The following is a 25,126-nucleotide window of genomic DNA, read 5'->3' on the forward strand; positions in this document are numbered from 1 at the left end:
ATAGAGAGATTCCCGCGGACGAACGAAAGGCGACGGGTGCGGAGACTCCGGGGGGAGGTTTCGATGCACGACCTTTCGACGTTCTCGCTCGACGACATGATCAGCTTCGGCGCAATGCTGCGCGGCCTTGGAGAAGGCGCCCGGAGCATGGAAGACACGACCGGGCGCGTCGTGCGCGCGCTCTACGAGAACCTGGCGCGCCCCGCGACGGGCGCGCGTTCGTGCGCGCTCGTGAGGTTCTTCGAGACCGAACGATTCGACGCGCTGCCAGCGGAGCGTCGGACGTTCGCGCTGCGGATGGCCGCCTGTGACGCGCTCGCGCCGGACACGACGTGCTTGCAATTGCTGGCGAGCGCAGGCGACGAGCCGGCGTGGAACGATGCGCGGGCGTCGGCCGGGCACCTCGCGATTCCGCTGCCGAGCGAGGAGGCGCTCGCGCAAATGCCGATGATCGCGCAGCTCTGCACGCAGCTCGGGATCACGACGAGCTCGGTGCTGCGGCCGTCCCGGTTCACGGAGCTCGCCGAGCAGACGTACGACGTGTTCCACGTGGAGAACGCCGCCGCGAGCCCGCACGTGCCGGCGAAGGCGGGTTTCGTGGAGCGTCACGGGATCCGGTCGGTCGTCGGCTGCGGCGGTGTCCTGCCGAGCGGGCAGATGTTCGCGGTGCTCCTGTTCTCGAAGGTGCACGTGACGCCGGCGACGGCGCAGCTCTTCCGGCCGCTCGCGCTCGCGATCAAGCTCGCGATCCTGCCGTGGTCCTTCGCCGAGCCAGAGGACAGCGCGCTGGGCGACGCGCCACGCGCAGCACGAGAGGAGGTGATCTCGTGCGCCCCGTGACCCTCGACAGCGAGACCGCGGTCCTTCGGGCACGGGTGGCGACGCTCGAAGCGTTGCTGGCGGAGCACGAGCGGGCCGCGGCGGAGCGCGTGCAGCGGATGGAGCAGCTCGTCGCGGATCTGTCGGCGCGCGCGCAGGTCTTCGAGGGGACGTTGCGGAGCATCGTCGACGGGGTGGTCGTGTGCGACACGGCAGGTCGCATCACGCACGTGAACGAGGCTGCGGCGTCGATCATGGGGTCGAGCAAGCCCGGTGGCGTCCCTGCGGAAGGCTGGGAGGCCACCTACGGAATCTTCGGCGCGGACGGCGTGACGCCGTACCCGAGGGAGGAGATCCCGCTTTATCGCGCGGCGCGCGGCGAGCCGGTCGATCGCGCAGAGATGTTCATTCGAAGCCCAAACAAGCCGCGAGGGATCCTCCTCGAGACGAGCGCGCGGACGATCCACGACGAGCGAGGGGAGCGGCTCGGCGCCGTGGTGGTCTTCCGCGACATCACGGAGCGCAGGCGGCACGAGCGGGAGATGGCGCAGCAGCTCGTGACCGAGCGGGAGAAAAACGAGACGCTGGAGCGGCTGCGGATCGCCGTGCAGGAGCTGTCGACGCCGATCCTCGAGGTATGGGACGGCGTGCTTGCGTTGCCGCTCATCGGCGTCGTCGACTCGAAGCGGTCGGCCCAGGTGATGGAGACGCTGCTGGAGTCGGTGGTGCAGATGAAGGGGCGGTACGTGATCCTCGACGTGACCGGCGTGGAGGTGCTCGACACGGCGACGGCCGATCACCTGCTGAAGATCGTGCGCGCCGTGGAGCTGCTCGGGACGCGCTGCGTGCTCAGCGGCGTGAGGCCGTCGGTCGCGCAGACGTTGGTCGAGCTCGGGGTGTCGTTCGGGAAGCTGGTGACGCTCCGCAATTTGAAGCACGGCCTCAAGGCGTGCATGCGGTGGAAGCAGGAGGCGGCTGCGGCGAGCGCAGGAACAGGGGCAGCAGCTTCGAACGGAGCTCGTCCAGGAACGTCGTGAGGCCGGAGCTTCGGCCCTCGGATCACGCCTCCGTGTCCTCGTTCGTCCCGGTCGCCTCGTCTTCGCTCGTCCCTTCGCTCGGCCTCTCGCCCTTCAGGAAGAACGACTCCACGAAGTCGCGTTGCCCCGGGAAGAGCGCGCCGAGTGAGCGGTGCACGCGCTCGAGCTCCAGCCGCAATCGACCCTTCGCGACGAGCTCCTCGGAGCGCTCCTTCGACCAGCCCGTCTGCGCGCCGTCATTGGCGTGGATCGCCTGCTGCGCGCGTTCCGCACCTTCCTTCAGCTTGCCCACGAGGACCGCGCGCTCGCCGAAGTCTTCGCCGGCTTCGAGGCGCCCGGCCGCCTCGTTCGCGAGCTTGGCGCGCTTGTCGATCGGCGCGCGCGAAAAACCCGTGAGCAGGCCAGGCAGGAAGGAGGTGACGGCCGGGTGCTTCTTCGAGCCTCCGCCAAGGCGGATCGTGACGAGGGCGAGCGCTTCGTCGACCCTGCGCTTGAGCAAGACGAGCGTCGCGTTTTGCTTGGCCTGCGCGGAGGGGCGGCCGAAGAGCTGGGCCTCCTGCGTGTCGCGCGCCTCCTTGAGGAGGGAGTCGATGTGGGTCTTGAGGGAGTGCGCGAGCTTCTCAATCTCGGCCCGGTCGCTGGGCTTGAGGTCCGGAACTTCCGCCCAGGCGCCGAGGGAAGACCACGAGAAGGACGCAAAGGTGAGGAGAACCCAGGAGGAAGCTGTCTCGTTGGGCAGGCGCATGGGGAGGACGCTCCGGGAAGGTTGGGGGATGTACGAGGCGGCGGGAAGGACGCTAACGAAAGCGAGCGGGGAGCGTCAAGGCGGAGTGGAGGAGGCGGACACTCCATTGCAGGAGGGTCAGGGAGGCGGGGAGGAAGGGCGTGAAGGATCGAGGGATGTGCAGGGGAGGAGCGAGATGCCGCGCGGAGGTCTGCGGAGAGGGTCGTTGGACCGGCGCGTTGACAGCGTTCGGGGGAGCTGGTCGCATCCGGCGGTGACGTTGCCGCGCGTACGAACCATGCTCTCCTTGGGGCTCTTCGGTTGCGCGACGGCGGCGCTCGTGCCGCTCGGTTGCGGGGCCAAGATCACCTATCCGGTGGCGAGCGAGGGCCCGCGCGTGCCGGACGCCACCGCGGAGCGCCTGCGAGCGTGCGTCGATGAGTTCGGCGGCGACCTTCGCGCGGGACACTACACGTTTGATTACAAGGTGCTGGCCGACCAAGAGGGCCACATCGCCGACGTGAAGGCGAAGGGCGTGCCCCATGCGGATCTTGCGGCGTGTACGCGGCTCGCGCTGGGAGCCATGAGGGTGCCGGAGGATCTCCTGAAGGTGCGGCGGATGTCCGTACCGCTTGCCCAGGCGAACAGGCAGACGATGCCGGAGCGGGGGCCGATCGGGGAGATTGTGATTGTGACCGTGACGACGGTGACGATCGTCTTCGTCGACCTCCTCATCGAAGCGGGCGTGGCGACGATGCTGTTTGCCGTCACCCTGGAGATCGCCGGGGATGTTGCGGAGAGTTTGAGATCGAAAGAGGAGAGGCCGCAGCCGTGTCCACCTTGCAAGACGGTTAGCGGGAGAATAGTGCCGGTCGGCACCATCGGGTATCGCCCGTTGGACACGCCGCCACCGGGAAAGGCGCAGCATGGCGTCGTTGGACCTCATCACAACATCTACAAGGCCAACCAGAACCCGAAGAACTGCCAATGCTTTTGGCAATCGATAGGGGCTGTGCCGCCGACGGGCCTACCGCCTGGGGCGATTTCAATTGAGCCTTTTGTCAACTAACTGCGGAGCCATGCCATGAAGTATTGGGATGGTCAGGACGTCAGGCTGGGTGACAGGGTAAGACTTGGTGACGATGACGGCGGGGTTGTTGTCTGCTCTCTAGATACGGGGGAGTACAGTGAGGAGCACCCAGAGAGTGCGTGGGGATACCTCAAGCGAGGCGTGATGATTTTGTTCCCCAAGTACGGGCTGATCCATTACGAGCAACCAGAAGAGGACTTGGAGCTGATCGCGCGGGCTGGCGCTTGACGAGCGTCAAGGACTGCGCTTCCTCCAGAACCCGAAGGGCCGCTCGCGCGGCCCTTCACGTCCGCGCTAGTGCAACAAAAACCGGCTGAGGACGAACAGCGCGATCATCCCGAGCGCGACGCCCACGCCCGCGGCGAGGAGCAGCACGCCGCGGCCGCTCGATTGCGCGTTCGACGCGACCCTCGGCTCCATCTGCACGGGCGCTCCATGCGACGCCGGCGCCGAGGGGAGGTTCGGTCGCGGCATGCTCTGCGGCACGCTCGGTAGGCGCATGCCGCCGTGCGGGTTTGCCTGCGAGGCGTAACGCATCGGTTGCATGTCGTGCAGGGCCGCTTCGAGGCGCGCCGCGAGCACGCCGGCCGTCGGACGGCGATCCCGATCGCGGCGCAGGCAGTCGTCGATGATCGAGGCGAGCGCGGGAGGAAGGTCCGGCCGGCGCGAGGCTACGGGGTCCGCGTCGCGCGTCATGATGCGGACCATGAGCGCGTTGTAGTTCGGCGCCTCGTGCGGGAGCGTGGCCGTGAGCGCCTCGTGCATGACGACGCCGAGCGACCAGACGTCAGCGCGGCCGTCGATGTCGTCGCGGCCCGCGGCCTGCTCGGGGCTCATGTACGCGGGTGATCCGACGACGGTGCCCGTGCGCGTGAGCGTGAGGTGCTCCGGGTTGCCTTCGAGCATCTTGCTGATGCCGAAGTCGAGGATCTTGAGCACGGGCTCGCCCGTCGCCGCGCGGTGCGCGTAGAGGTTCGCGGGCTTGAGGTCGCGGTGGATGATGCCTTGCTGGTGCGCGCTGTCGAGCGCGCGCACCACGCCGACGAAGAGCTCGGTGAGCATCGCCGGGTCGAGCATGCGCTCGCGCGCGATCCACGCGTCGAGCCCCTCGCCGTGGAGGAGCTCGAAGACGAGGAAGGGCGAGCCGTCCTCGGCCTGCCCAAGATCGATGATCTCGACGATGCTCGGGCTGCGTACGCGGCCGCTCGCCTTCGCCTCGTTGAAGAAACGCTGCAACGACACGGCGTCGGCCGCGACGTCGGGGTGCAGGATCTTGAGCGCGACCTCGCGGTCGATGAGCTCGTTCTTTGCAGCCCAAACGGTGCCGCTCGCGCCGGAGCCGAGCATCCGGACGAGGCGGTATCGAGATTGGATGAGATCGCCAGGGTTCAACCGGCTGAGGAGGATACCAAAGCTCGGCCCGTCGGCGTAGCTGAGAGACGCGCCGCGAGCGTGCCGAGCTCGGCCTGCGGAATCAGGTGTCGTAGTAGAGGAAGAACTCGTAGGGGACGGGGCGGAGGCGCACGGCGTCGAGCTCGCGCTCGCGCTTGTACTCGATCCACGTGTGGATGATGTCCCGCGTGAAGACGTCGCCCCGGAGGAGGAACTCGTGGTCGCGCTCGAGGGCCGTGAGCGCCTCGTCGAGCGAGCCAGGGCACTTCGGCACCTCTTTGAGCTCCTCGGGCGAGAGCGCGTAGATGTCCTTGTCGAGCGGATCGCCCGGGTCGATCCGGTTCTGGATGCCGTCGAGGCCCGCCATCATCATCGCGGCGAAGGCGAGATAGGGGTTGCACGAGGCGTCCGGGAAGCGGACCTCGATGCGGCGGCCCTTCGGCGAGTTGCCAGCGGCGACCGGGATGCGGATCGCGGCCGAGCGGTTGCGGCTGGAGTACGCGAGGTTGACGGGCGCCTCGTAGCCCGGGACGAGGCGGCGGTAGCTGTTCGTCGTCGGGTTCGTGAGGGCCGCGAGCGCCTTCGCGTGTTTGAGGATGCCGCCGATGTACCAGAGGCCGATGTCCGAGAGGCCCGCGTAGCCGTCGCCCGCGAAGAGCGGCTTGCCGTCCTTCCAGAGCGACTGATGGCAGTGCATGCCGCTGCCGTTGTCGCCGAAGAGCGGCTTCGGCATGAACGTCGCGGTCTTGTTGTGGCGCTTGGCCACGTTCTTCACGACGTATTTGAACCACATGAGCGTGTCGGCCATCGTCGTGAGCTTGTCGAAGCGCACGCCGATCTCGCACTGGCCCGCGCTCGCGACCTCGTGGTGGCCGACCTCGACGGAGACGCCGCTCTCGATGAGCGTGGTCATCATGTCGCCACGCACGTCGCCGAGCGAGTCCGTGGGCGAGACCGGGAAATAACCTTCCTTGTGGCGGATCTTGTGCCCGAGGTTCGGGCCCGCCTTGCCCGTGTTCCACACGGCCTCGTCGGAGTCGATCTCGTAGAAGGCGCCGCGCGGGGAGTTGTCGTAACGGACCGAGTCGAAGACGAAGAACTCCGCCTCGGGGCCGAAGAACGTGGTGTCGGCGATGCCCGTCGCGCGGACGTGGTTCTCCGCCTTCTGCGCGATGTACCGCGGGTCGCGGCCGTAGGGCTGGCCGGTGACGGGGTCGGAGATCTTGCAGATGAGCGAGAGCGTCTTCTGCGCGTGGAACGGGTCGATCTTCGCCGTCGTCGGATCGGGCGTCATCGACATGTCCGACGCGTTGATCGGCTGCCAGCCGCGCACCGAGGAGCCGTCGAAGCCGATGCCCTCTTCGAACATGTCTTCGGTCAGCCGGCTCGCCGGGATCGTCGTGTGCTGCCAGATGCCCGGCAGGTCGATGAACTTGAGATCGACGAACTTGCAGTCGTGATCTTTCGCGAATTGAATGACGTCTTTCGGCTTCATACTTTCTTCTCCGTCAGATCGCGTCCTCGCCGCGCTCCCCGGTGCGGATGCGGACGGCTTCGTCGACCGGGACGACGAAGATCTTTCCATCGCCGATGCGACCGGTCTTCGCGCTCTTCTCGATGGCGTCGATGACGCTCTGGACCATGTGGTCCGGGACGACGATGTCGAGCTTCACCTTCGGGACGAAGTCGACGACGTACGCCGAGCCGCGGTAGACCTCTTTTTTGCCGCCGGTGCGACCGAAGCCCTTCACCTCGGTCACGGTCATGCCCTGGATGCCGACCTCTGCGAGGGCATCCTTGACCTCGTCGAGCTTGAACGGCTTGATGATCGCCTCGACCTTCTTCATCTCTCGGACCTCTCGCTCGGGGGGCCGGTCGTGGTCTACGGCCCCCTCGGTTTCGGGAATGTTTCAGGTCACGCGCGGGGCGAGAATTTCCGAGCCCCCGGCGTGGAGGACGGAAATTTGGTGACCTTCGTCGCCAAGATCCCGCCTCGGCGTGGAAGAGACCACGGGGAGGCGTTCGCCGAGGGCCGCTCTTCCGCGTGTTCCGAGGGCAATCGGCATCCGCCTACGTCGTAGAGTTGTCGGCGGGTTCCACCTCGCCTACCCTCGCGGGCGAGTTCGCCCTTTTCCGTTCGTCGCCGATGACCTGATGGCCTCACCGACCTCGACGAAGCTACCGGTAGGTACCATCCTGTCGGGGAAGTACAAGATCACCCGCGAGATCGGCCGTGGTGGGATGGCGGCCGTCTACGAGGCCGAGAACATCGACATCGGCAAGCGGATTGCGATCAAGGTCCTCGCGCAGGAGCTGACCACGTCGATGGTGGTCGTCGAGCGCTTCTTCCGAGAAGCGCGCGCCGCCGCCGCGATCCGCAGTCCGTACATCTGTGACGTGTACGACTCGGGCCGCCTCGAAGACGGTCCGCCCTTCCTCGTGCTCGAGCTGCTCGAAGGCGAGTCGCTCTACGAGCGGATGACGAAGGTGCGGTACTTCGACGTCCCGACGACGCTGGCGATCATCACGCAGGTCTGTCGTGGCCTCACGAAGGCGCACGCCGCGAACATCGTCCACCGTGATCTCAAGCCCGAGAACATCTTCCTCGGCAAGGACGAGGATGGACAGCTCCTCGCGAAGATCCTCGATTTCGGACTCGCGAAGTTCTACACGCCGCTCGATGGATCGGGCGGGCCGCAACAAGCACGGCTGACGCGCGAAGGCGCGGTGTTCGGGACCCCCGCGTACATGAGCCCCGAGCAGGTCCGCGGGCAGGGCGCCGTGGATCATCGCGCCGATCTCTGGGCCCTCGCGTGCATCGTCTACGAGTGCTTCACGGGTCGGACCGTGTGGCAGACGGAGCAAGGTGTGGCGATGACGTTCGCGCAGATCGCGAGCGCGCAGCCGCCCGATCCGCTCGTCTACCGGCCCGATCTGCCGCCGAGCTTCAAGGCCTGGTTCGATAAGGCGCTCGACCGCAAGATCGATCATCGCTTCCAGACGGCGCGCGAGTTCGCGGAGGAGCTCTCGGCCGCGTTCGAGACGGTGCGGCCCGAGTTCTCGGGTCTCTTCCCCACCGATCAGTTGAGCTCGCTCGGCAGGACCGTCCCCGCGCCGCCGCCCTCGAAGGCGGGCCTGACCGCGACGGGGAGCGATCTGCCGATGGTGTCGATGGCGCCGCCGTCGTCGACGATGCCGAACCCGTTTGGATCGATGCCGCCCCCGTCCGTGCGTGGGGGACCGACGTCGGAGGGCGGATCGCCGCGGCACACGAAGTCGACGTTCGAGGCGCCGCCGGGCACGCTGGAGCCGCTCGGCCCGGGTTTGTCGCAGGCGCCGCCACGGCCGAAGACGGCCGCGCTCGGGATCGTGACGGTGCTCGTGCTGGTCGCGCTCGTGGGCGGTGGATACGCGGCCTGGTCGAAGTTCGGGCCGGCCTCGAAGGGCGGTGAGGTCGAGACCTCCTCGTCGGCGATGCCAAGCGGGAGCGCCAGCGCCGTGGCGCCGCAGGTGTCGGCGTCGTCGAGCGTGCGCCCGGTGTCGTCGTCGGAGGTGTCGCCGTCCTCGTCGTTGCTGCCGTGGAGGCCGCTCGTCGCGGATGCACAAGCGACGCTCGCGACGGGCGATCACAAGGGCGCGCTGAAGCTCCTCAAGGACGCGTTCGACAAAGGTGGTCACGGCGTGCCGCGCACGATGCTCGAGCACGTGCAGGTGGCGATCTCGGGCGACGCGTCGAAGTCGCCGTGCACGCTCACGGGTCTCGCGCGGCCGCGCTCGTACGATCTCGGTTCGGCGCAGCCGCGTCGCGTCGCCGCGGGGCGGCCATGGATCGCGCTCGGGCCACGCGGGCCGATCATGGTCTGGACCGACACGCACGAGGGGCCGGAGCACGCCTTCGCCGTCGCGCTCGACGAGGCGCTGCGGCCGCTCTCGGATCCGATCGACGTGACGCCGGAGGCCGGCGCGGTGACGCGGCCGGTGGTGACGGCGTTCGACGATCAGCTCGTGTTGCTCTACGCGGACGGGCACGGGGCCGAGGCGGGCGTGCACGCGCGCTTGCTCGATCCGGACGGCCGGATCGGCGGGCCGATGGTGAACATCGCGCCGCTGCGCGGGCCGAGCTCGGGCACGTCGATGCAGCGCGCGGCGGACGGCACGTTCGTCGTGGCCTGGACAGCCGAGACCGAGACGGGCAACGACGAGCTCTTCCTGCGGAAGCTGTCGCCGAAGCTCGAACCTCAAGGCGAGGTTGTGCGTGCGACGGACTTCGTGCCCAGCGGCCCGCAGAAACCGCGCGTGCGTTCGCCGATGGTCGGCATCGCGGGCGACGCCGCGCATGTCTCGTTCCGGCTGGAGCGCACGCCGAACCAGGTCGCGTACCACATGCGCCTGCCGCTCGCCGACGTGGGCAAGGGCGTGGAGGCGCGCAAGAAGGGCGACCGCAACGATCGCTGGATCGGCGACACGATCGTGGTGAACACCGACAAGTCGAAGGCCGACATGACGGGGATCGCGTGCAGCAAGGACGCGTGCTTCCTCGTGTGGGACGGCGAGAGCAACTCGGGCGTGTCGGCGGCGTATCTCGACGCGGCGAACGCGCAGCCGCTCTGGCGGGACAAACGCTTCAGCAAGGTGGGCGGTCACCCGTCGGTCGGCGTCGACGCGTCGGGCAACGCGCGCATCGTTTGGTTCGAGAAGGGCGGCGTGATGACCGCGCCGATCAGCCGCGATGGCGTCGGTCCTTCCACGAAGATCGCCCGCGTGAGCGGCGCGCAGCCGAGCCCCGCGATCATCACGGGCAAGGCGCCCGGCGAGTGGTTCATCGCGTGGCTCGACTTCGAAGCGGGGCAACTCGAACCCTACGCGGCGCGCTTCGTCTGCAAGTGACGCGCATGCTGGTCATCCCGCCGCGCGCCGACCTTCGTGCCCAGCCCATCGAGACGCCGCGTCTCCTGCTCGCGCCTGTCGATCCTGCGGACTCGCCCGAGGTGTGGCTCGCGGTGAACGGGTCGCGGCCGCTGCTCTCGAAGTGGCTGCCGTGGGTGCAGTACTACACGGAGCCCGCGTCGAGCGTGCGCTTCACGGAGGCGTGTGTGGCCGACTGGGATCAAGGGCGCGCGGTGCGCTTCGCGATCCGAGAGCGCGCGGGGCGCACGTTCGCCGGTGTGGTGGGGCTCGAGTCGTGCGTGCACATGCATCGCTCGTGCGAGCTTGGATACTGGCTGCGCAAGGAGAGCATGCGGCGCGGGCTGATGACGGAGGCCGCGCGCGCGGCGGTGGAGTTCGCGTTCCGGTACATGGGCGCGCATCGCGTGCGGGTCGCGGCCGCGACGGACAACCACGCCTCGTTGCGGGTGATCGGGCGGCTCGGCTTCCGCTTCGAGGGCATCGCGCGGCAAGCCGAGTGGTGTGAGAACCGCTGGCTCGATCACGCGGTCTTCTCGCTTCTCGCGACGGATCCGCGTCCGACCTGAGCCTTCCCCTTGAAGGCCGTACGCGGGCGGATGATGCTCGTCCGCAGGCGAGACGAACGTGCGGCGCATCCCGTTTCGACTGTTCCGCGGCAGCCTCCCGCTCTTGCCGGTGGCGCCGGTGCTGGTGCTGGTGATCGGCATCGCGACGGCGTTCGCGATCGCGCTGCTCGGCATCGCGCAGCTTCGTCGGATCAGCGACGACGCATCGTCCCTGCGCGCCGCCGCGATCGCCAGGACGCTCGCCGCGCGGATGCGCGTCGCGGCGGTGGAGGAGCGGCCCGAGATCGTGGGGCGCGCGGCGAGGCGCAGCGGTACGGAGCTCCTGCTCGTCGAGCAGGGTGGGCAGATCCTCGTCGACGAGAGCTTCGGTCCGCCGAACAAGGCCGAGGTGCAGCGGCTGCTCGCAGCCGGCAGCGGCGAGACGCGCACGGCGCTCGGTCGCGTGCGGTTCGCCGCGCGACCGCTGGATCCGCCGCTCGATGGGATCGCGGTGCTCGCGTTCGTCTCGGCGCCGAGCCCGCCGCCGGGCTACGTGCCGCTCGTGAATGCGGTCGCGGCGTTGACCGTGCTCCTGCTCGGCGTGGCGGTCTCCGTCGCGGTCGCGTTCACGAAGCAGCTCCGCGACGACGTCGAGTACGTGCGTGAGCGCATCGTGGACATGGCTCGGCCGGACGCAGCGCCGACCGGGCAGCCGATCCCGATCCGCTCGCTCGATCAGGTCGGCGTGCTGACGGCCGCGTTCAACCTGCTCGTCACGCGCTTCGCGGCCGCCGAGCGCAGCTACCGCGCGGATCTGCTCCAGGCCTCGGAGATGGACAAGGAGCGCTCGGCGTTCCTCGCGGGGCTCAGCCACGAGTTGCGCACGCCGCTGAACGCGATCCTCGGCTTCGCGCACGTGCTCGAGAGCGAGGTCGATGGTCCGCTCAGCGACGAGGCGCGCGAGTCGCTGGCGGTGATCCGGACGAGCGGCGAGCACCTGCGCCAGCTCATCGATGACATCCTCGAGCTGTCCGCGCTGGAGACGGGCACGCTGCAGCTCTCGCGTGGGCCCGTGGACGTCCGCCAAATCGCCGAGCAGGTCGTGCGCGAGGCGACTGCGACCATCAAGAAAAAACCGTTGGTGCTCGAAGTAACAGGCGAGAGCCGCCTCTACGCGTACGCGGACAAACGGCGCGTGCGGCAAATCATCACGAACCTCGTCTCGAACGCGGTGAAGTTCACGACGCGGGGATCGGTGACCGTGACGATCGAGGCGCGCGGGTCGTTCGTGGCGATCGTCGTGCGCGACACGGGGCCGGGCATCCCGCGCGAGCAGACGGCGGCGATCTTCGAGGAGTACAGGCAGCTCGGCGACGTGCAGTCGCGCCGGAGGGGCACGGGGCTCGGCCTCGCGATCACGAAGCGGCTCGTGCACATGCACGGCGGCACGATCGACGTGAGCAGCGAGATGGGGCGCGGCTCGACGTTCACCGCGACCCTGCCGCACCTCGCGGATCCGGGCACGATCGTGGAGTCGTCGAGTGACTCGCGCGTGATCGATCTGTCCTCGGATCCGCCGCCGCGTCCGGCGCGCCTGCTCGACTCGATGACGCCGCCGCCGATGCCGTTGCCGCCGCGGAAGGGGGAGGGATGAACGACGTCGCCCGCACCTTCACGCGCAACATCCTGGTCCGCCAGCTCCTCACGGGCTTCGGGGGCTTCTGCGCCATCGCGTTGCTCGCGCCGAACCTCATCGTGCTCGACTGGACGATGACGAAGAACGTCCTCGTCACCGGCGCCGCGCTCATGATCGTCGCGTTTGGGCTGTGCTTGCTCGTGACGCTGCTCCGGGTCCACAAGCATCGCGCGCTTCTGCATGTGCTCTCGGGGGGCACCGCGACGGTACGCGCGCAGGACTTCGGTGCTCTCGCGTCGCTGCCGAGCGCGATCACGCTGCGGACCTTCGTCGTCGGCTCGATCGTCTCCTTCGCTGGCATCGCGCCCGGGGTCCGTCCGGAGAAGCTCGATCAGGGCCGCGCCATCAGCCTGCTCTGCCTCACGATCACCATCGTCGGCGCCGCGTCGCTCATCCAGTACGTGTTCATCCGCGCGGCCACGGTGCGCCTGCTCGAGCTCGTGCCGATCGAGCCCATCACCACGCTGCTCGAGTCGCAGGAGCTGCACCAGATCCCGCGCCGAAGGCTCCTCCAGAAGTTCTTGATCGCGGTCGTCGCGCCCGTCGCGCTCGTCGGCGTGGGCGCGGTGCTCACGACGCACGCGCACATGCGTACGCTCACCGAGCAGAGCCGGAAAAACACCGCGCTGCTCCTCGCGAAGATCGCGCTCGATCCAGGGCCGGTGCAGGGCAACAAGAACGCGCGCGAGGACGCCGTGGCCGCGGCCGCGGAGCACGGCTTCCTCGCGAGGATCACCGGCCCGCGGCGCGACGGAGATCCGACGTTCCGGCGTGAGGTCGACGGCGAGCTCGTGCTCAGCGTGCCGCTCGAAGACGGCCAGGCCGACGTACGCTTCACGGCCGAGCTCGACCCCGCCGTGACGACGGAGGGCGTGGCGATCGCCCTCGCGTTCGTCCTCCTCGCGGCGCTGCTCGGCGTGTTGATCGGTCAGGCCCTCGCGGCCGACCTCAAGCTCGCCACGCACCGCGTGCGCCTGCTCGGCACCGAGAGCGTGCTGCGCGGCGCGACGCAGATCGCGCGGCCTGCGCGCTTCGAGCTCGTCGCGCGGCTTGGTCGGGCGATCGAGGTGCTCGCCGAGCGTTTCCGCATCTTTGCAGGCGCGCAGGAGCGCGCGCTCGAAGCGCAGGAGGCCGCGCAGCGCATGCGAGGCCTGCTCTTCGCGAGCGTGAGCCACGACCTGAAGAGCCCGCTCAACGCGATCCTCGGCTTCGCGGAGCTCGTCGGTCGGGAGGAGCTCACTGTGAGCCAGCGCGAGAGCCTCGCGCTCATCGCGAACCGCGGCCGCGAGTTGCTTGGCCTGATCGAGTCGATCCTGGACACGGCGCGCGTCGAGGCCGGACAGCTCACGCTCATGCCGCGCGCGACCGAGGTCGCGATCCTCGCGACGGACGCCGTGCGCAAGGCGCGCGAGCTCGCGGGCGACACGCAGAACGACGTCGTCCTCGAGGTCGCCGAGGGCCTGCCGACGATCCCGGTGGATCCTGCGTACACGGCGCGCGCGATCGCCGTCGTTGTCGCGCATGCGATCCGGACGTCGGCAGTCGACGCGGCCTCTCGCGCGGTGCGTGTGCGCGCCCTCCGTCCTGCCGAACCAAACCAGGCCGTGCGAATCGACGTCGAGCTCGGCAGCCGCAACACCACGCGCGCCGAGCTCGAAGCCCTCTTCGCCCGCCGCGCCACCTCGCGCGGCCGCGGCCTCACCCTCGGCTTGAGCCTCGCGCAGTCGATCATGGAGCTGCACGGCGGCTCCGTGAAGGTGGAGGACACCCCCGACGGCGCGCCCGTCATACAGTGCTGGCTCCCCCTCGTGATCCCGGGCAGCCGCCCGCGGCTCTCCTCGAAGCCCGCGCTCGGCTGAACCGGCACCTTCCCTCCTCCCTTCGTACGGGCTACGTCCTGCCGCATGTCCGAGCGCGTGATCTCTCCGGCGTCCACCGCGGACGACGACCGCTTCGATCGGCTCTTCCGGCCGGACTCGCTCGACGAGTACGTCGGGCAGGACAAACACCGGCAGAACCTCAAGGTCTTCGTCGAGGCCGCGAAGCGTCGGCGCGAGCCGGTCGATCACACCCTCTTCTGCGGCCCGCCCGGCCTCGGCAAGACGACGCTCGCGCACATCGTGGCGCGCGAGATGGGCGTGAACCTGCACGCCACGAGCGGCCCGGCCATCGAGCACAAGGGCGCGCTCGCCGGCCTGCTCACGAAGCTCGAAGCGCGCGACGTGCTCTTCATCGACGAGATCCACCGGCTCACGCCGGCCGTCGAGGAGAGCCTCTACCCTGCGATCGAGGCGTTCAAGATCGACATCATGACGGGCGACGGCCCGTACGCGACGACGATCCAGCTCGCGCTCAAGCCTTTCACGCTGATCGGCGCGACGACCCGCACGGGCCTGCTCACGGCGCCGCTTCTCTCGCGTTTCGGCTACGTCGTGCGCCTCGACTTTTATCCCGTCGAGGATCTCCAGCGCATCATCACGCGGAGCGCGCGGCTCATCGAGGTGCCGATCGACGACGCCGGCGCCCGTGAGCTCGCCGCGCGCGCACGTGGCACGCCGCGCGTGGCGAACCGCCTCTTGCGGCGCGCGCGCGACTTCGCCGAGGTCCTCGGTACGGGCCGCATCACCGTGAAGATCGCCAGCATGACCGCCGAGCGCCTGGAGATCGACGCCGCGGGCCTCGACGAGATGGATCGGCGCCTGCTCATGGTGATCATCGATCACTACGACGGAGGTCCTGTCGGCATCGACACGATCGCCGCCGCGCTGAGCGAGCCGCGCGACACGATCGAGGACGTCTACGAGCCTTACCTCCTCCAGCAGGGTTTCCTCGGCCGCACGCCGCGCGGGCGCATCGCCACGCGAAAGGCCTACGAGCACCTGGGCAAGCCGATGCCGGTGAAGGGAACACCCCAGGGCGATCTGTTCTCCTGAAGCGGAAGAGCGGCTGCACGTTTCCCTTCCTGCACGACCACGGATAATCTCGTTCCGTGCTCCCCGCGCTCCCTGTGCTCGTCGTCGACGACGATGCCGTCAGCCGACATGTGCTGACGCAGGCGCTCGCGGGCGCCGGCATCCCCGTGGCCACCGCGGCGTCCGGCACCGAGGCGCTCGCGTGGCTCGCCGAGCGAGACGCGTCGCTCGTCCTGCTCGACCTCGTCATGGCTCCGCCCGACGGCTTCGAGGTGCTTCGCCACCTGCGCGAAGACACGCGCATCGGGGATGTCCCCGTCGTGGTGCTGACGGCGCTCGACACCGACGACGACATCACGCGCGCCTTCGACGCGGGCGCTGACGACTTCGTTCGAAAGCCGTTTCGCCCGGCCGAGCTCCTCGCGCGCATCCGCGGCCAGCTCCGCATGCGCGAGTACGTCGACGCGCTCTGGCGTCGTGAGCGCGACGCGCGCGTCGTCCTGGAGCTCACGCAGGCGCTCTCGTCGACGCTCGACTTCCGCGACATCCTCTTCACGGTCGTACGTCGCATCGCCGAAGTGGCGCGGGTCGATCGATGCAGCATTGTGCTCGTCGGCGACAACGTCGATACGGGGTACGTCGTGGCCGCGAGCGACGATCGGGAGCTGCGCGATCTGCCCATCGTCCTCGACAAGTACCCGGAGATCCGGCGGACCCTGGAGACGGGCGAGGTCCTCGTGATCGAGGACGCCGCGACGCACCCGCTCTTCGAGGTCGTGCGCGCGGATCTGCCGCAGAACTCCTTCCGCTCGCTCGCGCTCGTCCCGATCGTCTACGACGACAAACCCATGGGCGTGCTCTTCCTGCGCGCGCGGCAGCCGGGGACGATGCGTGATCACGAGCTCTCGCTCGCGCGCACGGTGGCGAACGCGACGGCCATCGCGCTGCGAAACGCGAAGATCCTGCAGTCGCTCCGCGATCAAACGCAGGAGATCAACGTTGCCCGCTTCGAGGCCGAGCGCCGCCTCGCCGCGCTCGAACGGTACGCCGACTTCTTCCACTCGGCCGCGGACGGCATCGTGGTCGTCGACGTGGACGGCCGGATCCTCTTCTCGAACGCGCGCGCGCGCGAGATTACGGGCCTCACGGAGGAGCAGCTCGCCGCGAGCCGCCTCGCCGACGTCGTCGATCCGAAGGACCTCCCGACGCTCAACCGCATCCGCAGGAGCTTCAAGCGCAACGTCTTCCCGCACATGGTCGACATCACGATCCGCCGTTCGAGCGAGATCGCCTGCGAGCGCCGCATCATCAGCGTGAGCTCGAGCTCGGTGCTGCGCGAGGACGGCGGCGCGATCCTCGTGAGCCTGCGCGACGTGACCGACGATCGCGCGATGGCCGCCGAGCTGAAGAAGACGAAGGAGTTCCTCGAGCGCGTCATCGAGAGCTCGGTCGACGCGATCATCTCGGCCGACAACGAGGGCGTGATTCGCCTCTTCAATCGCGCCGCGGAGCGCATCTACGGCTACCGCGCGAATGAAGTGATCGGCGCGATGAACGTGCGCGACCTCTACGCGCCGAACCGCGCCTCGCAGATCATGCGGCTCATCAAGTCGCCGGAGCACGGAGGCCCCGGGAGGCTCGAAGGCTACCGGACGGACGCGCTCGCGAAGGACGGTACGCTGATCCCGGTGCTCCTCTCGGCCGCGTTGATCGTCGAGGACGATCGGCCCGACGGCTCCGTGGGTCTCTTCACGGACCTGCGCGAGCGCCTGCGCATGGAGGCGAAGTTGACGAAGGCGCAAGAGGAGCTCCGTGCCCGCGAAAAACAAGCGCTCATCGCGGAGCTCGCGGGCGCGGCCGCACACGAGCTGAACCAGCCGCTCACGAGCGTGCTCGGCTACGCAGAGCTCATCAACCGGAGGGCGGAGGACCCGGCGTCCGTCCGCTCCGCAGCGTCGACGATCCTCGGGGAGGCGGAACGAATGGCCGAGATCGTCCGGAAGATCGGCAAGATCACGCGCTACGAAACCAAGGCGTACGTGGGGGCAGCGAAGATCATCGACCTGGACCGGTCCAGCGAAGAGGACCCCAACCGAGCGCTCGGGTGAGAGATGGGTGCCGAAGGTCTCGAAGCTCCGATGCGGGAATCTCAAATCCCGATCACGCAAAGGAAAGCGATGCGCCGCGATCTCCCTGTGGAGTGGCTCGACGCCCTGCTCGTCGCCTCCTGCGAAATTCCGCCCAATGCGAGCGCGGAGGAAGCCGCCACGTCGCTCGTCGCCGCAGCATTCGAAGCGCTGCCCGACTCCGCGATTGGCGTCTGCGTGCCGGGCGGGAGCGAAGGGCAAGTCGTCGTGCGCCGAGGCGCGCGCAGCGAAGGCGCGGAGTCCCCCGATCCGACGCGGCTCTTCCCCGAGTACGCGTTCGAGCGTGTCGTCGTCATCAACGCGGACGAGGGCTCGACGTTGCACCTCGCCTCCGACGACGAAGCGCGCTTCGCCGGTACGGGTTCGATGGATGCGTTCGTCGATCGTCTCGCGCTCGCGCTCGGCGCAGCACTCCGCAACGCGCGCATTCATCGCGCGGCGCGCGCGCACGGCACCGAGGTGAAGGAGCTCGAAGCCCAGGTGATCCAGGCCGGCAAGCTCGCCTCGCTGGGGCAGATCGCCGCCGGCATCGTGCACGAGCTCAACAACCCGCTCACGTCGATCGTCGCGTACTCGGACTACCTCCACAAAAAAGCGCTGCGCACGGAGGCGGATCCCGCCGATGTCGAGCGCCTCGCGCGCATCAACGAGGCCGCCGAGCGCATCCTGCGTTTCTCGCGCGACCTCATGGCGTACTCGCGCCCCACCGCGTCCGTGCCCGCGCCCGTCGCCATCCACGACACGATCGAGCGCGCGCTCGTGTTTTGTGATCACGTGCTCGGCGAGATGCACGTCGAGGTCGAGCGCCAGTTCGGCGACGTGCGCCTCGTGCGTGGCGTCGCCGGTCAGCTCGCGCAGGTCTTCGTCAACCTCTTCACGAACGCCGCGCACGCGATGCGTGAACAGGGCGGACGCCTGATCATCAAGACCGCGATGTCCGACGTCGGCGACGCGGTACGCATCACGATCCAGGACGAGGGCCACGGCATCGACGCTGCGCACCTCGAGAAGATCTTCGAGCCGTTCTTCACGACGAAGACCGACGGCACGGGCTCGGGCCTCGGGCTCAGCATCGTGCGAAACATCGTGGCGTCGCACGGCGGCAAGATCCGCGCATACGCCCACGCGGAGAAGGGCACCGTCTTCGTGCTCGATCTTCCGCTCGCCGCATCTCCGAGCGAGCCACCGGAGCGCTGACGGCGCGCTCTACTTCGCGAGGAGGCGATCGCCCTTCTGCGGGAGCTCGACCGACATCGCGCCGTTGCGCTCGTAGGGCGTGTACCGAGGCGGGACGCCACGCGCGGAGCTCGCGTCCGCGTCCGTCATGATCTGCCAGTGCAGGTGCGGCGCGAACGAGTGCCCCGAGTTGCCGCATCGACCGAGCTCGGTGCCGGCCGGGACGAACATGCCTTTGCGCACGCGCACGCTGCCCGGGATGAAGTGCGCGAAGAGCGAGTACTCGCCGTTCTGATGATCGAGCACGACGAAGTTGCCGTGCATGTCGTACTTGTTCGCGCGCCCCGGGACGTTGTCGGGGACGCCGTCGACCGCGACCACCACGACACCGGGCGCGTCGGCCACGATGGGCTGGTTGTACGAGGGATGGTCCTCGTTGCGCTGCGACTTCGGCATGTTGTCGTCGATCACGAGATCGAGCGCATACGCCTGGTCGTTGTTCGCACCGTAATGCGTGCGGTAGACGCGCCACTGGCCGACGACGGGGAGCCGGTAGAGCACCGTCCCGGGCGCATAACGCGGCATGTTCGGAGGAGGAGCGCTTCCGCCGCAGGCAGAGAGCAGGAGGCTTCCGGCGACGAGGAGGGGAGCGAAGAAAGACGAGCGGGGGAGCATCCGCTCTTCACTATACCGAGTTCAGGGATTGACCTTGATTCCGATGACGAGGACGCCGCCCTTGTGGTTCTGGCCGGCCACGAAGAAGGTCTCGCCGGCCTTCGCGTTGACCTCGAGCAGCGGGAGGAAGGTTTTGCCGCCGGGGTTCTGGATGCTGGCGCTGATGACGTAGCGCTTCGGCTCGCCCTTCTTGCTCGGTTGGACGACATCCTTCAGCGAGATCTGGAGCACCCTGTCGTTCGGGAGCTTCAGCGTGGAGGGGCTCGCCTTGGACGAGGTCTGCTTCGAGCGATCGAGCAGCTTGTAGCTGTTGTACGAGGAGAACGGCGGCTTCGCGAGTTCGGGCATCTTGCCGATCTTGGAGTCGATGCCCGTACCGTCGTTCGTGCCGTGGAGGACCACGATCTCCATTGAAACGGATGCGTCCGCCTGAGCGGCGGCGGCGTCCTGGGCATGCGCCACGGAGGGGACGTGTCCGAGCGACAGCCCGAACGCAGCCACGAGCAAAGCAAACAGCGGGAGCCTCATTGTTCTCCTCCAGCGGAATCGTCGGCCAGCCACACGACAGTGGTGGTGTGGTTCGACGTGGCAGCCTCCGCCGGCACGTAAAAGATCGTGCCGATTTTGGTGCCGAAGTCGACGGCCGCGACGGCCACGCCCGGCTCGGTATCACCGTCCTGTGCGTCCGTGTCGGCCACACGCGCCGCCTCTGCGGTCGTCGGGGCAGGCGCCGCGGGCGGCTCCGCGGGTGTCGTGATCGCGGCCACCGGCGCGCCTTGCGAATGCGGCGTACCGACATCCATCCGGCCCCAGATCATGAGCCCCGCCGCCGCCGCGACCGCGACCGCCGCGAGCGCGAAGATCCCGCGCGAGTTGTCGTTCGACGGGGTCGACTTCGCAGCCGCCTTGTCGAGGCCCGGCCGAAGCAGCGGTTTCACCTCGGCGTCCTTGCGCTCGGACGGCACTTCGAGCGCGGGCGCGGCGTCCCTCGCGTCACGCGTCGGGCTCTTGTCGGCCGCGATGCGGGCCATGATGCCGTCGGTCAGGTCGATGGCCGCGGCGCTCTCGGCGTTCTCCCGGACGATCGAGGCCGAGAGCGAGAGCGCGGCGACCTTGTTTCGCAGCGCGCTGTCACGCGAAAGAGCCTGACGAACCTCGCGCAGCCGCTCGCCTTCGAGCTCGCCGTCGACGTACATCATCAGCTCGAGGTCCGTTGGCGGCCGCTTCGTGCGCGTCTCGTGCGCTTCTCCGTTCATCATCTTCGTGGTCACGGCGCCTCCTCCGGCTCGGCTGGGATCTCGTCCGTCGTGCCGCTTCGCGAACGCCCTTCCTCCGCGTAGCAATCCGCGAGCGCGCGCTGGAGCTTCTGCCGGGCGTGGAACAGCCGGCTCATGATCGTCCCTTTCGAGACGCCCATGGCCACGGCCATTTCTTCGTACGACATGCCTTCGACTTCACGCATCAGAATCACGCCTCGGTGGTAGGGGGGCAGGGCATCGAGGGCGGCCTGGATGCGGCCCGCGATCTCCCGGCGGCGCATGACGTCGATCGGGTCGGCGCCATCGATGCGAGAGACCAGCGGAAACTCTGTCGACTCTTCCGAAGCGGCTTGCCCGTCGACGAGCTCGGCATCCCGACGCCCAGGCTTGCGCATGAGGTCGATCGCGAGGTTCGTGACGATCCGGTAGAGCCAGGTGAAAAACGACGATCCACCCTGGAAGGAGTTGAGGTTGCGGTAAACCCGCAAAAAAGCATCCTGAACCAGCTCGCGCGCGTCGTTCTCGTCCCGGACGAGACCCATCGCGATCGCGAAGGCGCGGCGCTGGTGGCGCTCCACGAGCCGCCTGAACGCCGCCTGGTCCCCCTTCTGTGCCCGAAGGATGAGCTCACGATCTTCCTCTGCCTCCCGCCTTCGGGCCTCTTTGTTGGACGCCTCCTGCGAAGACCTATTCACGCGGCCGAGACGGCCGATCGCGGCTTCGGGGAGCGGCGGGGCGTCAGGGAGATCATCCGGCAGCCCCAGGGCGCCTTCAGTCTGGTCGTCCGTCGGGTCGGCCGGCTCGGGCCGGAGGGACTCGTCGGGGGGCGTGGGAATGGGGGGCACGGCGAGGTGATACTCTAGGCGATCGGCCTTCCGGCCGAAAGGTCAAGGCTCCTCACGGTCGTCGATCGGCTCGAGCTCGCTGAGCGTTACGCGGACGTCGAAGACCCGCTCGAGGCGCGCGATCCGCAAGGTCACCGTCTTGTTGACGCCCGCGATGCTCGCGAGCCACCGCAGCTCGTTGGGATCCGCGACGGACTTGCCGTCGAAGGCGACGATGACGTCGTCGGGCGAGAGCCCAGCACGATCAGCCGGCCCACCCGCGATCACCTTCTGCACCCACGCGCCCTTGCGATCCGGCCGGCGCAGGCGCCCCGCCTCGATCGGGTTCAACCCGTCGACGAAGACCCCGAGCGCGCTGCGCCGGATCTTCCCGTCCCGCAGCAACATGGGCAGGAGCTGCTTGACCATGTTGATCGGGATCGCGAAGCCGATGTTGTTCGCATTCGCGCGGACGGCCGCGTTGATGCCCACGACCTCGCTGCGCATGTTGAGCAGCGGGCCGCCCGAGTTGCCCGGGTTGATGCTGGCGTCCGTCTGGAGGAAGTTGAAGTAACCGCTGGGATCGAGGCCTTTGACATCGTCGCGCGTGCGGCCCTTCGCCGAGAGGATGCCCGCAGAGACCGTATGCGAGAGGCCGAACGGGTTGCCGATGGCGACGACCCAGTCGCCGACGTCGATCCCATCCGAGTCGCCGAGCGAAAGCGACGGGAGCCCTCGCTCATCGACGCGCAAGACCGCGATGTCCGTGTGCTTGTCCCGGCCGACGACCGTCGCCCGCATTTCACGGCCATCGACGAAGCCGACGACGATGTCCGTCGCGTCCTCGATGACGTGGTTGTTCGTCAGCATGAACCCCTCGGGGTCATAGACGAACGCGGTGCCGAGGCCCTCGGAGACGGCGCGCCGGCGGCCCGACGAGGTCTCCTTCTCGACGCGCGCCTTCACCGTCGCCACGGCCGGATCCGCCTTCTTTGCGAGCGGCGCGAAGGAGATCGGCGCGCCCTCGGCCGTCACGACCGCCGGCGCGGAGAGCCCGGTTTGCGCGAGCGCCGGAGGCCCCGTGGACGCAGTGCTGCTCGGGAGTGCGATGGCGCCGGGCGGGAGCGACGAGGTGCCCTCGCCCGGCGGGGACGAACCGCTCGACGCTCCGCCGCCCTTGCCGCACGCCGACGCGGCCACGAGGAGCCACGAGATCAGGACGATGCGCGAGAGCAGCGGACGACGTGAGTTCACGTTTCTTTCGATACCTCTGCGAGGCGCTCGCGCAACTCGTCGAGGGCCTGCGTGAGGAGCCGCTCTTCTTCGCCCGTGAGGTTTCCCTTCGTCTTCTCCTCGAGCAGCGTGAGGAGCTCGATGTTCTGCTGGGCGAGGTCGAGGCTGCGCTCCGCGTGCCCATCCGGGCCGGGCATGTCGCCGAGGTGGACGTGCGCCGAGCCGATGATGGACATCACGAAGATCGAGAAGTCGAGCTTCGGGAGCTGCCCCGTGGGCGGCGCGTCGCGATCGCCCGGGCTGCTCACGCCTCGCCTGCCTCGTCGGCTACGTCGTCGATGTCATCCTCGACGTCGTCCGCCGCGCTACTCACGGCCGGAGCCGGAGCCGCCGCGATGGGCTGCGGCGCCGGGGCCGCAGCCGAGGACGCGGAGACGAGCGCAGGCTGCGGAATGCCGAGCCCCTCGGCCTCCGTCTCCAGCTCGGGGAGCCCGGCGAGGTAACTGTCGATGTCCGCCTGCGTGATCACGCCCGCGGCGAGGAGGCGCTCGCGCACCCGGAGATCATGGGCAAGCGCGGAGAAGTAACCCTGATCGGAAGCAGCTTTCATCGGTTCGTCGTGTCTCCCTTGGTCGGACTTGCTCCCCCCCGGGTGCAAACCTCTCAGCGCTTGCGCGAGAGCTGGACGAGATGTCCGCCGCCCTCGGCCGCGTGGCCATGATCATGGTCGTGGTCGTGATCATGGTCGTGATCGCAGCAGCCGCCGCCTTCCTCGTCGCCGAGGGCGCGCTCTTCGAGCTCGGCCTGTGCTTCCGCGATCTCGTCGTCGCTCGCCGCGCGCACGTCGTGCACGACGACCTCGAAGCGGATCTTCTGCCCCGCGAGCGGGTGGTTCGTATCCACGACGAACGCGTCTGGGAGCACCTCGACCACGCGCATCGCGATGGATTCGCCGTCGGGGGCCTGCGCGATGAACTCGTCGCCGGGCGTCACGTGCTCGCTGTCGGGGAAGTCGGTCTTGTCGACTTCGAAGACGCCCTCGTCGTCGTGCTCGCCGAAGGCATCCGCAGCCTCGACGATGATCTCGCGGCGCTCGCCCGCCCGCATGCCCTCGACCGCCCGCTCGAGGCCCGGGAGGATCTGCGCGTAACCGTGAACGTATTCGAGTGGCTCTTTCTCGGTCGCGCGATCGACCGTGTCTCCGTCCTCATCGAAGAGGACGTACGAGAGCGAGACGCGCGTATCGGGGCCAATGGCAGGCTGGGACATGGGCCCGTGGATGTGCCACGTAGGCGTCGCCCCTTCAAGCCTTGCCGGAGATCCTTTGGCACGGCCGCGCCCGAAGGCTCCTCCGTGCTATCACGGGGTCCGTCATGGCCAATCCGGGAGTGCACCTCGATGCGGGCGGACAGGCTCGGAACAATGTGGCCGAGCGGCCCGACCTGAACAAGGCGCTGTCTCGTGTCGAAGGCCGGGGGAAATGGCTCCGCTGGCTCATCATCCTGATCGTCCTCGCAGGGGTCGCGGCGGGCGGGATGTTTTATCTGCAGAAGACGAAGCCGCCGCCGCCCGCGCGATACGTGAGCACGGCCCTCACGCAGGGCGATGTCTTCGAGACGATCCAGTCGACCGGGCAGATCAAGCCGGTCACCGAGGTGCAGATCGGCGCGCAGGTCTCCGGGCGCATCACGAAGGTCCACGTCGATTTCAACACCCACGTGAAGGCCGGGGATCTGCTCGCGGAGATCGATACGCAGCTCCTCGGCGCGGAGATCGACGCGAACGCGGCGCAGGTTGCCGCGGGGAACGCGAGCGTCAAGCGTGCCGAGGCGAACCTCGAGACGGCGAAGGTGCGGCTCGAACGAGCGCGTAAGGTTTTCAAGGAAGGCGTGGGATCGCAGGCGGATCTCGACGCCGCGCAAGGCAGTTACGACATCGCGCTCGCCGACGTCACGGCCTCCAAGGCGCAGGTCGCGCAGCTCAACGCCACGCTGCGGCGCTCGAACACGAACCTCGCATTCACCAAGATCTTCTCGCCCATCGAGGGCGTCGTGATCAACCGCGCGGTCGATCCCGGACAGACGATCGCCGCAGGCTTCCAGACGCCCACGCTCTTCGTGATCGCCCAGGACCTCCGCAAGATGCGCGTGCTCGCGGACATCGACGAGGCGGACGTGGGGCGCTTGAAGGAGGGCATGACGGCCGACATTCGTGTCGACGCGTTCCCGGGCGAGTCGTTCAAGGGGCTCGTGAGCCAGGTGCGGTACAGCCCCGTGAATCAGGCGGGCGTCGTGACGTACGCCGCGGTGATCGAGGTCGAGAACCCCGACATCAAGCTGCGCCCAGGGATGACGGCGACCGCGACGATCCACTCGGCCGAGGCCAAGGGCATCAAGCGCCTGCCGAACGCAGCGCTGCGCTTCAAGCCCTCGCCGCCGATGACGAAGGAGGGCAAGCCGATCCCGCAGGATCCGCTGCCACCGCTGCCCGCAGGCAAAGGGCGCATCTACGTGCTCACCAACGAGACCCAGGGCGCCGAGCAGATCGAGATGCGCGAGGTCGACATCGGCATCACGGACGGCGTCCACACGGTGCTGCGCACGGACATCGGCACCTTGAAGGTCGTCACCGAAGAGACCGACGAAGGGGCCAAGGGCGGTCGCGGCGGTCGCAGGCCGTTCTAGGCGAG

Annotated in this window: 24 protein-coding genes; 12 read left to right on the forward strand and 12 right to left on the reverse strand. The window is 68.5% G+C overall.

What is annotated here, in order from left to right:
* Positions 1 to 63 precede the first annotated feature (63 nt).
* Positions 64 to 840, forward strand: a complete 777-nt coding sequence (locus QHF89_RS15605) for a hypothetical protein (protein ID WP_136968754.1) — start codon at positions 64 to 66, stop codon at positions 838 to 840.
* The gene (locus QHF89_RS15610) at positions 828 to 1,856 is read left to right on the forward strand and encodes an STAS domain-containing protein (RefSeq protein WP_136968753.1); all 1,029 of its coding nucleotides are present in this window, start codon (positions 828 to 830) and stop codon (positions 1,854 to 1,856) included. Before QHF89_RS15605 ends, QHF89_RS15610 begins: the two co-directional genes overlap by 13 nt.
* A 22-nt stretch (positions 1,857 to 1,878) precedes the next feature.
* Here QHF89_RS15610 and QHF89_RS15615 read toward each other — a convergent pair whose 3' ends face one another.
* Complete coding sequence (locus QHF89_RS15615) at positions 1,879 to 2,601, reverse strand: hypothetical protein (protein WP_136968752.1); 723 nt, start codon at positions 2,599 to 2,601, stop codon at positions 1,879 to 1,881.
* Between the two features lie 277 nt (positions 2,602 to 2,878).
* On the opposite strand from QHF89_RS15615, the gene QHF89_RS15620 reads away from it, so the two are divergent.
* Together QHF89_RS15620 and QHF89_RS15625 are read left to right on the forward strand one after the other, a co-directional pair.
* Positions 2,879 to 3,649 carry a hypothetical protein gene (locus QHF89_RS15620; RefSeq protein ID WP_136968751.1) on the forward strand — a complete coding sequence of 257 codons (771 nt, stop codon included), beginning with the start codon at positions 2,879 to 2,881 and terminating at the stop codon, positions 3,647 to 3,649.
* A 15-nt stretch (positions 3,650 to 3,664) separates the two neighbouring features.
* The gene (locus QHF89_RS15625; protein ID WP_136968750.1) at positions 3,665 to 3,898 is read left to right on the forward strand and encodes a hypothetical protein; all 234 of its coding nucleotides are present in this window, start codon (positions 3,665 to 3,667) and stop codon (positions 3,896 to 3,898) included.
* Positions 3,899 to 3,964: 66 nt separating this feature from the next.
* On the opposite strand, the gene QHF89_RS15630 is transcribed toward QHF89_RS15625, so the two are convergent.
* The 3 genes from QHF89_RS15630 to QHF89_RS15640 all read right to left on the reverse strand — a co-directional run bounded on the left by QHF89_RS15630 (position 3,965) and on the right by QHF89_RS15640 (position 6,909).
* Positions 3,965 to 5,062, reverse strand: coding sequence for a serine/threonine-protein kinase (locus QHF89_RS15630; RefSeq protein ID WP_136968749.1), 1,098 nt, complete (start codon positions 5,060 to 5,062; stop codon positions 3,965 to 3,967).
* Between the two features lie 82 nt (positions 5,063 to 5,144).
* Positions 5,145 to 6,557, reverse strand: coding sequence for a type I glutamate--ammonia ligase (gene glnA / locus QHF89_RS15635; protein WP_136930264.1), 1,413 nt, complete (start codon positions 6,555 to 6,557; stop codon positions 5,145 to 5,147).
* A gap of 13 nt (positions 6,558 to 6,570) precedes the next feature.
* On the reverse strand, positions 6,571 to 6,909 hold the full coding sequence (locus QHF89_RS15640; protein ID WP_136930265.1) for a P-II family nitrogen regulator: 339 nt from the start codon (positions 6,907 to 6,909) through the stop codon (positions 6,571 to 6,573).
* A gap of 307 nt (positions 6,910 to 7,216) precedes the next feature.
* Here QHF89_RS15640 and QHF89_RS15645 point away from each other — a divergent pair, with 307 nt between their 5' ends.
* The 7 genes from QHF89_RS15645 (at position 7,217) to QHF89_RS15675 (ending at position 18,467) form a co-directional block, all read left to right on the forward strand.
* Positions 7,217 to 9,949, forward strand: coding sequence for a serine/threonine protein kinase (locus QHF89_RS15645; protein WP_136968748.1), 2,733 nt, complete (start codon positions 7,217 to 7,219; stop codon positions 9,947 to 9,949).
* A 5-nt stretch (positions 9,950 to 9,954) separates the two neighbouring features.
* Positions 9,955 to 10,536 carry a GNAT family N-acetyltransferase gene (locus QHF89_RS15650; RefSeq protein WP_136930267.1) on the forward strand — a complete coding sequence of 194 codons (582 nt, stop codon included), beginning with the start codon at positions 9,955 to 9,957 and terminating at the stop codon, positions 10,534 to 10,536.
* 58 nt (positions 10,537 to 10,594) lie between these two features.
* Positions 10,595 to 12,169, forward strand: a complete 1,575-nt coding sequence (locus QHF89_RS15655) for a sensor histidine kinase (RefSeq protein ID WP_284720533.1) — start codon at positions 10,595 to 10,597, stop codon at positions 12,167 to 12,169.
* Positions 12,166 to 14,070 (forward strand): sensor histidine kinase, encoded by a 1,905-nt coding sequence (locus QHF89_RS15660; RefSeq protein ID WP_136968747.1) that lies wholly within the window; start codon positions 12,166 to 12,168, stop codon positions 14,068 to 14,070. The genes QHF89_RS15655 and QHF89_RS15660 overlap by 4 nt, the downstream gene beginning before the upstream one ends.
* A gap of 45 nt (positions 14,071 to 14,115) precedes the next feature.
* A complete protein-coding gene (gene ruvB / locus QHF89_RS15665; RefSeq protein WP_136930269.1) occupies positions 14,116 to 15,144 on the forward strand; it encodes a Holliday junction branch migration DNA helicase RuvB in 1,029 nt (342 codons plus the stop codon).
* A gap of 56 nt (positions 15,145 to 15,200) precedes the next feature.
* Complete coding sequence (locus QHF89_RS15670) at positions 15,201 to 17,231, forward strand: PAS domain S-box protein (RefSeq protein WP_232379627.1); 2,031 nt, start codon at positions 15,201 to 15,203, stop codon at positions 17,229 to 17,231.
* 69 nt (positions 17,232 to 17,300) lie between these two features.
* Entirely contained in the window at positions 17,301 to 18,467 is a 1,167-nt protein-coding gene (locus QHF89_RS15675; RefSeq protein WP_284720534.1) for a sensor histidine kinase, read from the forward strand.
* 9 nt (positions 18,468 to 18,476) lie between these two features.
* Here QHF89_RS15675 and QHF89_RS15680 read toward each other — a convergent pair whose 3' ends face one another.
* The 8 genes from QHF89_RS15680 to QHF89_RS15715 all read right to left on the reverse strand — a co-directional run bounded on the left by QHF89_RS15680 (position 18,477) and on the right by QHF89_RS15715 (position 23,706).
* Positions 18,477 to 19,031 (reverse strand): M23 family metallopeptidase, encoded by a 555-nt coding sequence (locus QHF89_RS15680; protein WP_284720535.1) that lies wholly within the window; start codon positions 19,029 to 19,031, stop codon positions 18,477 to 18,479.
* A gap of 111 nt (positions 19,032 to 19,142) precedes the next feature.
* Positions 19,143 to 19,649 carry a hypothetical protein gene (locus tag QHF89_RS15685; RefSeq protein ID WP_136968745.1) on the reverse strand — a complete coding sequence of 169 codons (507 nt, stop codon included), beginning with the start codon at positions 19,647 to 19,649 and terminating at the stop codon, positions 19,143 to 19,145.
* Entirely contained in the window at positions 19,646 to 20,392 is a 747-nt protein-coding gene (locus tag QHF89_RS15690) for an anti-sigma factor family protein (protein ID WP_136968744.1), read from the reverse strand. Before QHF89_RS15690 ends, QHF89_RS15685 begins: the two co-directional genes overlap by 4 nt.
* Positions 20,389 to 21,225, reverse strand: a complete 837-nt coding sequence (locus QHF89_RS15695; protein ID WP_284720536.1) for a sigma-70 family RNA polymerase sigma factor — start codon at positions 21,223 to 21,225, stop codon at positions 20,389 to 20,391. The genes QHF89_RS15690 and QHF89_RS15695 overlap by 4 nt, the downstream gene beginning before the upstream one ends.
* A 42-nt stretch (positions 21,226 to 21,267) precedes the next feature.
* Positions 21,268 to 22,458, reverse strand: a complete 1,191-nt coding sequence (locus QHF89_RS15700; protein ID WP_284720537.1) for a S1C family serine protease — start codon at positions 22,456 to 22,458, stop codon at positions 21,268 to 21,270.
* Positions 22,455 to 22,745 carry a DUF1844 domain-containing protein gene (locus QHF89_RS15705; protein ID WP_136930274.1) on the reverse strand — a complete coding sequence of 97 codons (291 nt, stop codon included), beginning with the start codon at positions 22,743 to 22,745 and terminating at the stop codon, positions 22,455 to 22,457. Before QHF89_RS15705 ends, QHF89_RS15700 begins: the two co-directional genes overlap by 4 nt.
* A complete protein-coding gene (locus QHF89_RS15710) occupies positions 22,742 to 23,047 on the reverse strand; it encodes a hypothetical protein (protein ID WP_136968743.1) in 306 nt (101 codons plus the stop codon). The genes QHF89_RS15705 and QHF89_RS15710 overlap by 4 nt, the downstream gene beginning before the upstream one ends.
* A 53-nt stretch (positions 23,048 to 23,100) precedes the next feature.
* Entirely contained in the window at positions 23,101 to 23,706 is a 606-nt protein-coding gene (locus QHF89_RS15715; protein WP_136930276.1) for an FKBP-type peptidyl-prolyl cis-trans isomerase, read from the reverse strand.
* Positions 23,707 to 23,810: 104 nt separating this feature from the next.
* Between QHF89_RS15715 and QHF89_RS15720 the strand changes: the two genes are divergently transcribed.
* The gene (locus QHF89_RS15720) at positions 23,811 to 25,121 is read left to right on the forward strand and encodes an efflux RND transporter periplasmic adaptor subunit (RefSeq protein ID WP_136968742.1); all 1,311 of its coding nucleotides are present in this window, start codon (positions 23,811 to 23,813) and stop codon (positions 25,119 to 25,121) included.
* Positions 25,122 to 25,126 lie beyond the last annotated feature (5 nt).

This window comes from Polyangium sorediatum (assembly GCF_029946465.1).
Classification (GTDB): domain Bacteria; phylum Myxococcota_A; class Polyangia; order Polyangiales; family Polyangiaceae; genus Polyangium; species Polyangium fumosum.

Bases quoted from the DNA above. Each gene is read 5' to 3' on its own strand.
- glnA (WP_136930264.1), bottom strand. From the start codon at position 6,557: ATGAAGCCGAAAGACGTCATTCAATTCGCGAAAGATCACGACTGCAAG.
- QHF89_RS15715 (WP_136930276.1), bottom strand. From the start codon at position 23,706: ATGTCCCAGCCTGCCATTGGCCCCGATACGCGCGTCTCGCTCTCGTAC.
- QHF89_RS15625 (WP_136968750.1), top strand. From the start codon at position 3,665: ATGAAGTATTGGGATGGTCAGGACGTCAGGCTGGGTGACAGGGTAAGA.
- QHF89_RS15675 (WP_284720534.1), top strand. From the start codon at position 17,301: ATGCGCCGCGATCTCCCTGTGGAGTGGCTCGACGCCCTGCTCGTCGCC.
- QHF89_RS15620 (WP_136968751.1), top strand. From the start codon at position 2,879: ATGCTCTCCTTGGGGCTCTTCGGTTGCGCGACGGCGGCGCTCGTGCCG.
- QHF89_RS15710 (WP_136968743.1), bottom strand. From the start codon at position 23,047: ATGAAAGCTGCTTCCGATCAGGGTTACTTCTCCGCGCTTGCCCATGAT.
- QHF89_RS15685 (WP_136968745.1), bottom strand. From the start codon at position 19,649: ATGAGGCTCCCGCTGTTTGCTTTGCTCGTGGCTGCGTTCGGGCTGTCG.
- ruvB (WP_136930269.1), top strand. From the start codon at position 14,116: ATGTCCGAGCGCGTGATCTCTCCGGCGTCCACCGCGGACGACGACCGC.
- QHF89_RS15640 (WP_136930265.1), bottom strand. From the start codon at position 6,909: ATGAAGAAGGTCGAGGCGATCATCAAGCCGTTCAAGCTCGACGAGGTC.
- QHF89_RS15720 (WP_136968742.1), top strand. From the start codon at position 23,811: ATGGCCAATCCGGGAGTGCACCTCGATGCGGGCGGACAGGCTCGGAAC.
- QHF89_RS15645 (WP_136968748.1), top strand. From the start codon at position 7,217: ATGGCCTCACCGACCTCGACGAAGCTACCGGTAGGTACCATCCTGTCG.
- QHF89_RS15680 (WP_284720535.1), bottom strand. From the start codon at position 19,031: ATGCCGCGTTATGCGCCCGGGACGGTGCTCTACCGGCTCCCCGTCGTC.
- QHF89_RS15660 (WP_136968747.1), top strand. From the start codon at position 12,166: ATGAACGACGTCGCCCGCACCTTCACGCGCAACATCCTGGTCCGCCAG.
- QHF89_RS15615 (WP_136968752.1), bottom strand. From the start codon at position 2,601: ATGCGCCTGCCCAACGAGACAGCTTCCTCCTGGGTTCTCCTCACCTTT.
- QHF89_RS15650 (WP_136930267.1), top strand. From the start codon at position 9,955: ATGCTGGTCATCCCGCCGCGCGCCGACCTTCGTGCCCAGCCCATCGAG.
- QHF89_RS15605 (WP_136968754.1), top strand. From the start codon at position 64: ATGCACGACCTTTCGACGTTCTCGCTCGACGACATGATCAGCTTCGGC.